A 13,212-nucleotide genomic window follows, 5' to 3' on the forward strand; every position below is an offset into this window, starting at 1 on the left:
GTTTACGACACTGAAGAGGTACACAGCATGAAAGCAATCCTGTCCTGGATGACCGTCACCTTGGCGGCTGTATTGATCAGCGCCTGTTCCGCCGTAGGATCCACCGATGGCGGTGCCGGCGAGATCGAAATTCGCTCAGGGAAGATCGAGCAGATAACGCTGACGCAGATGCAGACTAATCACGACAGTGGTATCGGCGCGGTCCTTGGTGGCGTTGGCGGTCTCGCGCTTGGCAGCTTGATCGGTCATGGCACCGGGCGTGATGTCGCCATGGTTGCCGGCGCCCTCGCCGGTGCCGCAGGCGGCAATTACGTCGAAAAGAAAAAGTACGACCAACCGGTAGAAGCACAACAGATCATCGTGCGCGTCAGAAGTGGCGTGCTGGTGTCGGTGACCCAGCCGATCAATCCGAACCTGAGCAGAGGGATGAACGTGTATATCCAGGGTTCAGGCAATCAAGCCCGTGTGGTACCGCAAGGCAGTTAATGCTCGCCCTTACTTGGGAAACAATAACGTGACCGCTGCACGAAAACCCCAGCCCCGAGCGCCGTCCTCGGGGCTGTCGGCCCAATAGCGTGGGCCTATCTGAAGGGTCAGTGGCTGGCTTCCCAGCTTCAACAACTGCGTCACTGTGGCGTTGACCGGTACAGACCATTCCTTGGTCTGCCAGTTGTAGATCGACTCAGTGTTCAGGCCAAACGTGGTGTAGGTGTGGGTGGTGTACGACCAGAAAGGTTGCAAGTACGTCTGGTTAACCTTTGCCGCATTGGGCTGCTCGCCGCTCAGGCTCCAGATGTGGTTGGCGAGAATGCCCCGGGTCCAGCCGTTTGACTGCTTCAACGCCACGATGGTCGGCCCTGCGCCCCACTGTCGACTACTGAGCAACCTGTCACTCCCGGTAGGGATCAGCAATGCCGGCCCGGCGCCGAGAATCCAGCCGCTGGCCGTCGGGTCCTTGGGTGAGAAGAAAAAGCTTTGAGTCACATCACCGATGCCGGACTTGTCCGCCGCGCCGTCTGGCGCCAGACCATGCTGGTCAATGACCGGCAGGATCGTGCGGGAGATCAGGTTCCAGTGGTCATTCAACTCGAAGGGCAGCACCGGCTGGATGTTGGTCACGCTGTGCATCCCCTCCCCCGTAGGCCCCATCTTCTGATCCCAGGTGTACTGGATCGGCAGGCTGTACATCGCCGCGACTGGATTCAGCGATTTTTTTACCAGCTCCGCAGAGTCGTCCGCGTGGGCACTTCCCCCCCCAAGAAACAGGGCACACGGCAGCAGCAAATGCGTAGGTCGCAGACTCGACATGTTCAAGCGCCTCTGTGGTTTGGGTATGAGCAAAGCGCAGTTTCAAGACACTCGCCATTCAATCGCTGAACAAATTGAAATACCGAGCGGCTTTTGCATCTTTTTAATTAGCCATTTCTGGATATTCCGCAATATTTACCTACGCTCCACGCGGGGGATCCAATATTTCAGGAGAAGCCGGGGGGTTTCTTTCAGCGTGCTCACAGCAGTACACAGGATCTAGATATGAACCGAAAAAAAATAGCCTCAGCACTCACAACGCCACTGCTGTTGTCTGCCATGTTTATCTCCGGGATTACTCACGCCGCCGATAAGCCACCTAACATTTTGGTCATCATGGGCGACGATATTGGCTGGTCCAACATCGGCGTCTACAACCAGGGCATGATGGCCGGGCGCACACCAAATCTCGACCAGCTCGCCAATGAGGGCATGCGTTTTACCGACTATTACGCCGAGGCCAGCTGCACGGCCGGGCGCGCCAACTTCATCACCGGTGAACTGCCGATCCGCACCGGCATGACCACCGTCGGCCAGGCCGGCTCACCTATCGGTATTCCAGCCGAAGCCGTGACCATTGCCACTACCCTGAAAGCCATGGGTTATGCCACCGGCCAGTTCGGCAAGAACCACCTGGGCGACCTCAACCAATTCCTGCCCACCGTCCACGGTTTCGACGAGTTCTTCGGTTACCTCTACCACCTCGACGCCATGGAAGACCCGGCGCACCCGAACTATCCGCAAGATCAACTGGAAAAATTCGGTCCGCGCAACATGGTCCACAGTTGGGCGACCACCGCCGACGATCCGACCGTGATGCCTCGCTGGGGCAAGGTCGGCAAACAGAAAATCGAAGACGCCGGCACGCTCTACCCGGAACGGATGAAGACCGTCGACGACGAGATCCGCGACAAGGCCTTCAGCTTCATCGACAAGGCCAAGCAGGACAACAAACCGTTCTTTGTCTGGCTCAACCCGACTCGCATGCACATTGTCACCCACCTGTCCGACAAGTATGAAAGACTGCGCAATTCGGAAAATGGCTGGTCGGAACAGGAAGCCGGCATGGCACAGCTTGACGATATCGTCGGCGAAGTCATGGCCAAGCTGAAAAAAGAAGGCATGGATGACAACACCATCGTAGTGTTCACCACCGACAATGGCGCGGAAAACTTCACCTGGCCGGATGGTGGTACCACTCCGTTTGCCATGGGCAAAGGCACGGTGATGGAAGGTGGTTTCCGGGTGCCGGCAATCGTTCGCTGGCCGGGCAAGGTGCCGGCTAACACCATTGGCAACGGCATTATGTCCGGCATGGACTGGTTCCCGACATTTGTCGCGGCGGCAGGCAATCCGAACATCACGCAAGAACTGCTCAAGGGCAAACAACTGGGCGATACCACCTACAAGGTTCACCTGGATGGCTATGACCAGACACCGATGATTACCGGCAAAGGTCCGTCGAATCGTCACGAGGTCTTTTACTTCGGTGAAAGTGACCTCGGCGCGATCCGCATCGACGACTTCAAATACCGCTTCATCAACCAACCGGGTGGCTGGCTCGGGCCAAAAGAACATCCGGACATGCCGGTTCTGACCAACCTGCGCCTCGACCCGTTTGAGCGCATGGGCTGGTCGGAAAACCTGACCGCCAATGGCTCGCTGTCCTACTTTGAATGGTTCAAGTACCAGTTCTGGCGCTTCGTGTTTGTGCAGGACCAGGTCGCAAAACTGGCCATGACGGCTGTTGAATATCCGCCCATGCAAAAAGGCGCGAGCTTCAACCTTGAAGCGGTCAAGGCCAAAATTGAAGCGGCGCGAGCTGCAATGGCCAAGTAACGCTTCAGGTGATAGCGGGTGGCCGGGGTGGGCCACCCGTCTTGAAATGGACATTTGTTGAGGTAAATCTATGCCGACAAAAACAGTTGCCCTACCTACCTTCACCCTCCTTGCATTGTGCTGTCAGCAAGCCTGGGCCGGCGGCATCATGCTCTACGAAATCGGCACGGATAACACCGGCCTGGCCAACGCCGGCGCCGCCGCCCGTGCTCAAGGCCCCTCAACCATCGCCAGCAACCCGGCAGGCATGAGTTACCTGCCCGGCACGCAAATCACCGGCGGTTTGCAAGTGCTTTACGGTGATCTCTCCTTCAATCGCGATTCCGGCACCAATACGCCGGGCAGCGGCAGTGGCAATGCCCTCGATCCGATTCCCGGTGGCAGCTTCTTCATCACCCATGAACTCGACGATCACTGGAGCGTCGGTTTCGGCCAGTACGGCGATTTCGGCCTGGCGGTCAATTACGACAACGACTGGTCCGGCCGTTACTTCACGCAAAACGCAAGCCTGCTGGGTTTGTCCCTGGTGCCCAGCGTGGCGTATCGCTTCAATGAGCAATGGTCGGTCGGCGTCGGCGTCAAGGCCATGTACGGCATGATGCAAGCAGACACCGCCATCGACCGCTCCCCCCTGGGTCTCACCGACCGCGCCGACGGCCAGTACAAATACAAGGACGGTACCTGGGGCTATGGCGCCAACGTCGGGGTGATCTTCGCCCCGCAAGCCGGCACGCGGATTGGCCTGACGTACACCAGCAAGATCGACCTGGATTTCGAAGACCGTCTGGATGTGAAAGGCGATGGCCGACTGCTGGATCGCATCAACAACACCAACACCCAACTCGATGTGACGGTGCCGCAAACTGTCACGTTGAGCCTGTATCAACAACTGGACCGGCAATGGGCGTTGCTGGCCTCGGCCAACTGGCAGGACTGGTCGGAATTCGGTGAAATCGGGGTACAGGTCGACACCACGGCAGCGGGGGCGCAATCGACAACGATCAATGCCGACTTCAAAGACACCTGGCACCTCTCCCTTGGGGCGCAATACCAGGCCACCGAAAAATGGTTATGGAACGTGGGTATGGCGTACGACAGCAGCGCCGTGTCGGACAGCAATCGCAGCGTGATCGTGCCGATGAACGAAACCTGGCGCATCGCGACAGGGGCCACCTATGCTCTTAACAAAGACACCGACGTCAACGTCAGTTGGGCCATGGTCTACCTGGGTGACATGCCCGTCGAGCAGACCAAAACCGTTTCGGGCAATCGAATCTCCGGTCAATTCGACAACGCCTGGATTCAAGCGCTGTCCGGGAACATGACGTGGCGTTTCTGATGCGTTGCGAATGAACAATACGATTTAAACCCTGGAGTAAACACCATTATGAATCTGTCCCGAAACTTGCTTATCGGCGCTGCAATGACCGGGGTCTTGCTGACCGGTTGTACCTCGAAAATCACAGAAAAAAATCAATACTCCGGTTACCTGTCGAGTTACAACAACCTGAAAGAAGTCGAAACGCCAAGCGGTGGCACGGCGATGCGCTGGGTCAGCCCGTCGTGGAACCCGAATGCGTACGACACTGTGGCGTTCAACAAACTGGAGCTGTATCCAGCGCCAAAACCCAATGAGCGGGTTAACCAGCAGACGCTGACCGACATTCAAAACTACATGACCAGCAAAACCAAAGCCACGCTGGGCACGAAATACCGGATTGTGAGCAACTCGGCGTCGGCACCGGCCGGTTCCCGGACCCTGATCCTGCGCGCGGCCATCACTGGGGTCAGCGCCTCGAACGAAGGTATGAAGTGGTATGAAATCGTTCCAATCGCTGCCGTCGTCGGCGCGACCCAAGCGGCAACTGGTCACCGTGACCAGGATACCGAGCTGTACATCGAGGCTGAGTTCGTTGACGCCAACACCAATCAGACCGTAGGCCGGGTTGTGCGCAAGGTATTTGGCACCACACTGGAAAACGAAAGCCAGAAAGTCACGGCCAAGGATTTCAAAGTGGCCATCGACAAGCTGAACTCCGATCTCCAGGCGTTCATCAAGTAACAAAAAGCTCCCTGGCCAGCGCCTCGATGAAGAGGCTCTGGCATCCTCAAAACGCCGATCATTTTTTCATTCCCACCCGCCGTCGCATCTCGGCCGTGATCGCCTGCCGGGTTTTCTTCAGGTCCGCCCATGGCCCATCACCCATTTGCGCAAGGCGTTCATGCACGTTGTGCACGTTCCACTGATTGCCGCCTTTGAGTTCAGCCACCTCCTCGCGAAAGATCGGCACCGACACCGGCAATCCTTCACGGGTGCGCACCGCATACGCGCAAATGGTAGTGGCGCCCAGACCGTTGCGCAGGTAATCGATGAAGATCCGCCCTACCCGATTCTTCGGTCCCGACACGGCGGAAAAGCGCTCCGGCAAAAGCTTGGCAATGTGCATGACAATCGCATGACTGAAGTCCTTCACCTCGTCCCACCCGAGCTTGCGGGTCAGCGGCACGACCAGGTGAATGCCCTTGCCGCCGCTGGTTTTGAGGAACGCTTTCAATCCCAGTTCATCGAGCACTGACAGCGTCAACTGAGTCGCCTCGACCATGCTTTTCCACGGCAACGCCGGATCCGGGTCGAGGTCGAGCACGAAGCGGTCGGGCCGATCGAGGTTATCGGCGGTGGCATTCCAGGTGTGCAGTTCCACGGTGCTCATCTGCACGGCGCCGATCAGCGCTTCGGCGTTGTTGATGATCATCACCGGTTGGCCGGTCAATTCCTTGTCCAGCGTGGTAATGCCCGGAATGGCCAGGCGCTCGGCGTTCTTCTGGAAAAACAGCTCGCCGGCGATGCCATCCGGCGCACGCACCAGCGCCACGGGACGGTCCTTGAGCTCGGGCAGAATCCACTGCGCAACGCTGGCGTAATACTCGGCCAGTTGCATTTTGGTAGTGCCGCTGGAAGCGTCGATCACCCGGTCCGGATGGGTGATGCGCACCTTCCCCTCGCCCAGGCCGATCTGCGACGGCACGGGTGGCTCGGTTGTCTTTTTTGCCGCAGCGGCGGTTTTTTTATCTGGGGTCGTCACTACGTTCGGCCGCTCCTCAGTGATGCTGTCGGCGGGTTTGTCATCGCGCAGGCCATGGAACACCGCATGGCGCACCGAGCCGTCCTTGGTCATCTCAGCGAAGGCCACTTCCGCCAATAGCGTGGGTTTGAGCCAGTGCACTCCCTTGACCTCGAAACCGGTCGGCGGGTTGACCACCGACGGCTTCTTCGCCAGCAGCGGTTTCAACTGCTCGTAGATGCGCTTGAGGGACTTCTCGTTGAACCCGGTGCCAACCTTGCCGGCGTAACGCAGCTTGCCGCTGTCACGGTCATGCAACCCCAGCAGCAACGCGCCGAACGCGTTACGCGAACCTTTCGGATCGGTGTAGCCGACCACCACGAATTCCTGACGGTGCTTGCACTTTAGCTTGATCCAGTCACTGCTGCGCCGGGACACGTAGGGCGAGCCCAGCCGCTTGCCGATCAGGCCTTCCATCTGCATCTGGCAGGCGCTGTTGAGCAAGGCTTCGGGCGCTTCGCCAAACGAATCCGAGAAGCGCAGCAACGGGTCATGATTGGCGTTGAGCACGGTCGACAGCGCCACCCTGCGCTCTTCGACCGGAACCTCGCGCAGGTCCACGCCGTTGAGGTAAGGCAGGTCGAACAGGTAGTAGAGGATGTTGGCGCTGGCACCGGCTTCGAAGGCATTTTGCAGCGCTTGAAAGTCCGGGACGCCCTTTTCGTTGGCCACCACCATTTCACCGTCGAGCCACGCCGATTCGAGGCCCAGCGCAGCTATCGCTTCAGCTTGCCGGGGCAATTTGTGGGTCCAGTCGTGACCGTTGCGGGTGAACAGCTTGACCTCGTCGTGATCGATACGGGCCATGATCCGGTAGCCGTCGAACTTGATTTCATAGCTCCACTGGCCGTCCGGAGCCTTCTCCACCAGCGTCGCCAGTTCGGGTTTCAACTGGTCCGGCAGTTGGGCTTTGCGGGCGCCGGTGAGGGGTGCCGACTTTGCTTTGGCCGCGGTCTTGCGCGCGGGTGGCTTGACGGCCTTGGGTTTTTCCGCCGATTTCGATTTTTTGGCGATGAGGGTCCGGTCACTCAGCACGCTGTCGGGTTCGGCCGCGACCACGTCGTAATCGCTCTCGGGTTTGGCTGCGCTGTCCTGATGTTTGATCAGAAACCATTGTTCCTGCTTACCCGGCATGTGCGTGCGCACCAGGTTCCACAGGCCACCAAGCTTCTCGCCTTGCAACTCGAACTTGAGCTTGCCCTTGGCGTAGGCCTTGGCCGGATCTTCCTGCGGAATCCACACGCCCCGGTCCCAGACGATCACATCGCCGGCGCCGTAATGCCCTTCGGGAATGCTGCCCTCGAACGTCGCGTAGTCCAACGGATGGTCCTCGACGTGGACCGCCAGGCGCTTGACCTTGGGGTCGAGCGACGGGCCTTTGGGCACCGCCCAGCTTTTCAGGGCACCCTCGAGTTCCAGGCGAAAATCGTAATGCAGGCGGGAGGCGTCGTGCTTCTGAATGCAGAATTGAAGTGCATGGTCTTTCGCGTTTTTTTTACCCGTGCGTTTTTTAGCGGCGGGTTCTGAGGTTGCCGAAAAGTCGCGCATGCGGTTGTAGTCATCGAGGTTCTTGTTCATGGCGCCCCCGTTGCCGACTCAACAATCCCCCGGGTACCGGGGCCGATCCGCGTGACGACCAACGCCACTACGGCAATCCTTTCTACCCGTTGATAACCCGGGGTCAGCAATTCCTCGCCGAATACGTCGGGATCGAGTTCACGGTACGTCCAGCCAAAGATCGGCGACGACAGGTACGGGGTCAGCGCCTGGAGGAACGGATCGTGACCATCGATCATCGCCACCCCGGTGTACAGCACCAGCGAACCACCGGGCGCCAGTCGATTCAAGGCTTGCTGGACAATGCGCAGCGACAGTTGCGCGCCGAACGCCCCACCGCCATGGCGATACGCCCGCTCGGCCGGGTCAGCCATGTAGGGAGGATTGGCAACGATCAGGTCGAACTGACCGTCAACGTCTTGCAACACGTCGCTGGCCTCGACACTGACATTGGCCACCTCGGCGAGCGCCGCATTGATCGATGTCAGGCGCAGCGCCGCCGGGTTGATGTCCACGGCCAGCACTTGGGCTTCACGGCGAGCGCGGGCAACTACAATTGCACCGACGCCGGCACCGCAACCGATGTCCACGGCGCGGCGGATCGGTGCGATGTTTTGTTGCAAGTGGGCATGGATCAACTGCGCAAACCGGTAGGTGTCCGGCCCGAAGAACACCGCGTCCGCTGCGTCGGTGGGAAACGCGGAATGCACGAACAGCAGGTCGTCCAGGCTCGACCAGCGCACCCGGCTTTTCAGGTGGCCGTTGCCTTCCTCCAAGACGCCGGCCTGCTGCAACTGAAGCTGCTCATTCACCGATAACAGACCTGACTCGAATGGCTGCGACCAGCCGAAAACGTCGCGCAGGGTCTGGGCCTGTCGTCCGAAGGAGCGATCAAGCACGCGCTGATGGGTCAGCGGCGTCGGCGTGATGAAACGATATCCGTCAGCCTGCAATCGGCGCCCCAGTTGCAGCAACGCCAGATCCGCAGCGTCCATGTGTACTTCCTGATTCATGTAAGGCTCCTTAGTGAAGGCTGGATTTGAGCTCGATGAATCGACGCGTGGCCAGCAGGCCGGCGGGATGAGCATGGCGCTGTGCCGACAGCCACGGGATCAGTACCTGCATCTGCTCGGCAGCGGACCGTCCCTGTAGCGCGGATTGCAGGCTCTGGACATCCGGATCGCTGGCCGGCAACTCGGGTTCGACGTCGTCGTGGCGGGTACGCCGATACGCCGGTGGTAGACACTCGGGCGCCCAGTCGCCGGCTATCCAGTCGTGCAACAGCTGTTTTTCATAAGGGCTAAACACCCCGAACATGGCTGCACCATCGCCCTCGATCAACTGCCAGAAACGGCTGGCTTGCGGGTCTTGGTGGCGCTTGATCCAGCCCTTGTTTTCCAGGGCAGCGAGGAAATCGGGTAACTGTTCGGGCGCCGATAACCATTGGTTGACCGTCTTGCCTTCAAATCGGCAGTAGTCGGAATGCATGTGCTGGCCGAACGGACGCTTGCGTTCGAGCATGCTCAGCACTTCGCCGTAGAGGTCAAACGATTCGATGATCGCCCGACTGCCCAGGCCCAAATCATTCAGCCGATAGCCCAATGCGACCCGTCGCAGAAACTCGTCACGATCACCCTCCAGCGGCATCAGTTGCGACACCGACTGCACGGCTTTGTGCGCGTGGCCGGTGCTGGCGTTGTCGATGGTCACGTGCAACGTGAAGTAATAGGGATCGATGCCGAGCTCAGCCAGTTCATAGGCGCTGATCAGCAGATGCAGCGGCAGTTGTTCATAGCCCAGGTTGTAACCGATCACCTCGGGCAAGCATTCGTCGGCGCATTCACCCAATGCCAACTGGATCGCACCTTGCAAGTAATGCTCATCGGCGATCACGCCGCTGTCCTGCAAGCCCAGCTCGGCCAGCAGCCTGCGATAAATCACCACATGATTCTGCGTCGGGTTGCCGTCGCCCAATTCTTCCAGATAAGTGCAGATCAGACCGTCGAAACGCGGGTCGCGCCAGTGTTGCAGTACCCCGGACAGCCAGGCGCCATCGACCAGTTTAGTCGGCGCAACCGCTTGCAGGAAAAACAGGGCGTGGGCCTTGTTGCTGAAAAACTGCCGTCCGCCCCCTGCTTTGCGGGCTTTGAGGTAATCGGCGTATTGGCGAGCCACTTCGGCAAAGTGCTGTTCGACGAAATCTTGCAGGGCCGCCAGGTTTTCAGGCATCTCCTGAGGCAGGTCCGCGGCGTGCTGGAGTTGTGTCTGCAAAAAGGTCCGGGCCAATGGCTGCGCGTTGTCGCTCAGCAGCAACTGTTCGTAGGTTTGCTTCAGGCTGCCGGCGGCAGAGATCGCCTGCTCATGGGCAGGCCGGGCGTGGAGTCGTGTCAGGGCAGTCATGGGCGCATCCCTCGGTCTATGGCCAGTGGCAGGACGTTCAGCAACACGTCTCTACATCAGCAGAGCGACAGTGCCGGAGAAAAATTCAATCGGCGTTGAAATTGCCCGGACAGACGGGCCTGTGGCCCCGGCAGCGGCAGGGCCGCGAGCGAATATACTCAGCAGGTGCAGGTTCACCCTCTGGAGAGCAATCATGCGAACGGTTCATGTCACCGCGTCGGCCACATCGCCGGCACCGGTGAATGTCGTCGGCGAAAAGATCACGATCCTGGCCGGCGGTGATCTGAGCAAACCCTTTGAAATGCACATTCAGGAAGGCGTGCAAGGAGGTGGCCCGCCACCGCACTTTCATCCGTGGGACGAGGCGTTTTATGTGGTCGACGGGCAGGTTGAAGTGACGGTGGCAGGCGTGTCCAACAGGGTTTCTGCCGGGGGGTATGTGCATATTCCCGGTGGGTCGATTCATGCTTACAAGAACATCAGCCCGACGGCGAAAATGATTGGTGTGGTGTCGGACCCGCGGGGTGGGCAGTTCTTTGCGGCGATGGATCGCCTCAAAGTACCTGAAGACCTGCCGCGGATACTTGAGATTGCCGAGGAGTATGGCGTCAAGTTTCTGGTTTAGCCGGGGTTCGAGTCAGACGCTTGTCCGCGTTATCGTTCTTCGCGGGCAAGCCCGCTCCCACGTTTAATCGCGTGCGTCGGGTAGAACTCGGTCAAATGTGGGAGCGGGCTTGCTCGCGAAAGCAATCTCATGAACAACACAGTTTTTGAGGCTGTCCCTCAGGCAACACCACCCTTGGCCTGCTGCTCCAGATGCACCTGCAATTCAGGCTCTATCTTCAGTGCCGCTGCCAATTCATCCAGATAAGCACGCTCGGCATCTCCCTGATCATTCACCAGCATCACACTCGCCAAATACATTTCCGCCGCAATCGCCGGATCAGTGGCCGACACCGCCACATCATCGGCATCCAGCGGCCGGGCGACCTCTTCATCCAGCCATTGCTGAAGGTCCGGGTCATCGGTGTGTTTGCCAATTTCGGAGCTGATCATCTGCCTTTCGGCGTCATCAATCCGGCCATCGGCCTTCGCCGCCGCGATCAATGCGCGCAATACGGCATGGCTGTGGTCCTCCACTTCCGGGCCGGACAACAGATCCACCGTGCGCGGCGCCTGTTGCGGGGCCGAGGCCTGACTGCGCTGCCAGGCCTGATACGCCTGAAATGCCATCATTCCCAATGACGCCAGGGCCGCATAGTTGCTGCCACCCCCGAAGCGACGCTGGGTTGAGCCGCCCGTGGGTGAACCGCCGCCCAACAACCCACCGAGCAATCCACCCAAACCGCCGCCACCCGCACTTGAACCGGCCCCGCCGCCTATCAGGCCGCCGAGTAACCCGCCCAGTCCGCCAAGCGGATCTTGCGACGATGCTCCACCGCCGCCCTGCTGAGCCATCGAACCCTGGCCGGCCCGCAGTAATTGTTCGAGCAAATCGCTGGTGTTCATGACGACGGCCTCATAAAGGAAAGAGATCCAGTCAGGCAACGATAGTCCTCGTCGGCAAATGCGCCACCACCGTTGGGCTGACGTAAAAGCCGGGCACCTCGCGGCCGTGACATTGAATACCCCGGTTTTTTCCGGGGTATTGGCTAAGATTTACTGAGGGTGAACCTTATTCCCGATTTTCCGGTCGATACCTGCAACCCGACCCGGTTTGCCGACGCCCCCGCTTGAAGGGGTGATAACAGGCTTGCTTCACTTTCTGGAGAACGCCCCCCGTGATTTCGACCGTACACATTGCCAGGCTCAAAGCATGGGGCGCCCATGGTTTTACCGCCACTGGTGTGGTGACCGCCTTCCTCGCCACCCTGGCGCTGCTGGAAAACCAGCCGACCCACTGCCTGCTGTGGCTGGGTGTCGCGCTGATCGTTGACGGGCTCGACGGCGCACTGGCGCGCAAGGTCAATGTGCAATCAGTGCTGCCCAGCTTCGATGGCTCGATCCTGGACCTGGTGATCGACTACCTGACCTATGTGTTTATCCCGGCGCTGTTCATCTATCGCTACATCCCGCTGCCGGACTACACGCTGCTGCTGACCGTGTCGCTGATTCTGGTGTCGTCGCTGTTCTGCTTCTGCAACGTCAACATGAAGAGTAAAGACAATTACTTCCAGGGCTTTCCGGCCGCGTGGAACGTGGTTGCGCTGTGCCTGTACATCATCGCACCGTCACCCTGGATTACGTTGCTGACCGTCATCGGTCTGGCCTTGCTGACCGTGACCCGGATGAAGTTCCTGCACCCTTTCCGCGTGCGCCGCTTCATGCCGATCAACATCGCCGTGACGGCGATCTGGCTGCTGTGCAGTCTGTCCCTGGTGATCAATCATCCGGTCATCAACCCGATGGTGATGGGGCTTTGGTTGCTGATGTCGGCGTATTTTCTGGGGATCTGCATCTGGCGCACGGCACTGGAGTGGTTTGACGGCTCGCGTCACTCTTAATCCACCATGGCCATTCACATCGTTCGACTCGGCTCACCGCGCACACCCGATGAAGGCCTGCGCCTGGGCACTGTCCGCCGCCCGCCCCGTGGCGTACCGAAGGCCGAGTTTGCCCGCCGGGATTTTTATGATGTGTGGCAGCCGCTGCTGTCGCCGAGCGCGGAATTGGTCGCCGAGGCCAAGGCGGCCACCCATGAAAAGGCCTGGGACGCCTTCAGGCGCAAGTTCAAGGCTGAGATGAATCATCCCGCGCCGAGTCAGCTACTCGACCTGCTGGCCGCCCTCTCCCATCAAACCTCATTGGCCCTCGGTTGTTACTGCGAGGACGAAGCGCACTGCCATCGCTCGGTATTGCGCGAACTCCTGACAGCCCGAGGCGCCAGCATCGTGTAAACCTCCAAAAACATACCAAATCCCCTGTAGGAGCTGAGCTTGCTCGCGATAGCGGTCTGTCAGCCACCTCTGTGTTGACTGTGCCGCCG

The 13,212-nt window shown here is 59.4% G+C and carries 12 protein-coding genes; 7 read left to right on the forward strand and 5 right to left on the reverse strand.

From position 1 onward, the window contains the following. Nucleotides 1-27 precede the first annotated feature (27 nt). The gene (locus NL116_RS18855) at nucleotides 28-486 is read left to right on the forward strand and encodes a glycine zipper 2TM domain-containing protein (protein WP_494373508.1); all 459 of its coding nucleotides are present in this window, start codon (nucleotides 28-30) and stop codon (nucleotides 484-486) included. 9 nt (nucleotides 487-495) lie between these two features. Here NL116_RS18855 and NL116_RS18860 read toward each other — a convergent pair whose 3' ends face one another. Continuing rightward, on the reverse strand, nucleotides 496-1,308 hold the full coding sequence (locus tag NL116_RS18860) for a transporter (protein WP_494373509.1): 813 nt from the start codon (nucleotides 1,306-1,308) through the stop codon (nucleotides 496-498). Between the two features lie 225 nt (nucleotides 1,309-1,533). Here NL116_RS18860 and NL116_RS18865 point away from each other — a divergent pair, with 225 nt between their 5' ends. The 3 genes from NL116_RS18865 (at nucleotide 1,534) to NL116_RS18875 (ending at nucleotide 5,209) form a co-directional block, all read left to right on the forward strand. Further along, nucleotides 1,534-3,147 carry an arylsulfatase gene (locus tag NL116_RS18865; RefSeq protein ID WP_494373510.1) on the forward strand — a complete coding sequence of 538 codons (1,614 nt, stop codon included), beginning with the start codon at nucleotides 1,534-1,536 and terminating at the stop codon, nucleotides 3,145-3,147. A gap of 70 nt (nucleotides 3,148-3,217) precedes the next feature. Next, nucleotides 3,218-4,486 (forward strand): OmpP1/FadL family transporter, encoded by a 1,269-nt coding sequence (locus tag NL116_RS18870; RefSeq protein ID WP_494373511.1) that lies wholly within the window; start codon nucleotides 3,218-3,220, stop codon nucleotides 4,484-4,486. Nucleotides 4,487-4,534: 48 nt separating this feature from the next. Beyond that, nucleotides 4,535-5,209 carry a DUF3313 domain-containing protein gene (locus NL116_RS18875; RefSeq protein WP_494373512.1) on the forward strand — a complete coding sequence of 225 codons (675 nt, stop codon included), beginning with the start codon at nucleotides 4,535-4,537 and terminating at the stop codon, nucleotides 5,207-5,209. Between the two features lie 58 nt (nucleotides 5,210-5,267). On the opposite strand, the gene ligD is transcribed toward NL116_RS18875, so the two are convergent. Genes ligD through NL116_RS18890 form a run of 3 tightly spaced genes read right to left on the reverse strand, consistent with a single transcriptional unit; the run spans nucleotide 5,268 to nucleotide 10,226 of the window. Then, nucleotides 5,268-7,847, reverse strand: a complete 2,580-nt coding sequence (ligD, locus tag NL116_RS18880) for a DNA ligase D (RefSeq protein WP_494373513.1) — start codon at nucleotides 7,845-7,847, stop codon at nucleotides 5,268-5,270. Further along, the gene (locus tag NL116_RS18885; RefSeq protein ID WP_494373514.1) at nucleotides 7,844-8,839 is read right to left on the reverse strand and encodes a methyltransferase; all 996 of its coding nucleotides are present in this window, start codon (nucleotides 8,837-8,839) and stop codon (nucleotides 7,844-7,846) included. Before NL116_RS18885 ends, ligD begins: the two co-directional genes overlap by 4 nt. A 10-nt stretch (nucleotides 8,840-8,849) precedes the next feature. Continuing rightward, entirely contained in the window at nucleotides 8,850-10,226 is a 1,377-nt protein-coding gene (locus NL116_RS18890; protein ID WP_494373515.1) for an iron-containing redox enzyme family protein, read from the reverse strand. 193 nt (nucleotides 10,227-10,419) lie between these two features. Here NL116_RS18890 and NL116_RS18895 point away from each other — a divergent pair, with 193 nt between their 5' ends. Continuing rightward, a complete protein-coding gene (locus NL116_RS18895) occupies nucleotides 10,420-10,851 on the forward strand; it encodes a cupin domain-containing protein (protein WP_494373516.1) in 432 nt (143 codons plus the stop codon). Nucleotides 10,852-11,009: 158 nt separating this feature from the next. Here NL116_RS18895 and NL116_RS18900 read toward each other — a convergent pair whose 3' ends face one another. Beyond that, nucleotides 11,010-11,735: a tellurite resistance TerB family protein gene (locus NL116_RS18900; RefSeq protein WP_494373517.1), complete on the reverse strand. Its 726-nt coding sequence runs from the start codon at nucleotides 11,733-11,735 to the stop codon at nucleotides 11,010-11,012. A 272-nt stretch (nucleotides 11,736-12,007) separates the two neighbouring features. Between NL116_RS18900 and pcsA the strand changes: the two genes are divergently transcribed. After that, a complete protein-coding gene (gene pcsA / locus NL116_RS18905) occupies nucleotides 12,008-12,730 on the forward strand; it encodes a phosphatidylcholine synthase (protein ID WP_140668928.1) in 723 nt (240 codons plus the stop codon). A gap of 6 nt (nucleotides 12,731-12,736) precedes the next feature. Then, a complete protein-coding gene (locus NL116_RS18910; protein ID WP_494373518.1) occupies nucleotides 12,737-13,123 on the forward strand; it encodes a DUF488 domain-containing protein in 387 nt (128 codons plus the stop codon). Nucleotides 13,124-13,212 lie beyond the last annotated feature (89 nt).

The organism is Pseudomonas sp. FBCC-B1667 (genome assembly GCF_059133255.1).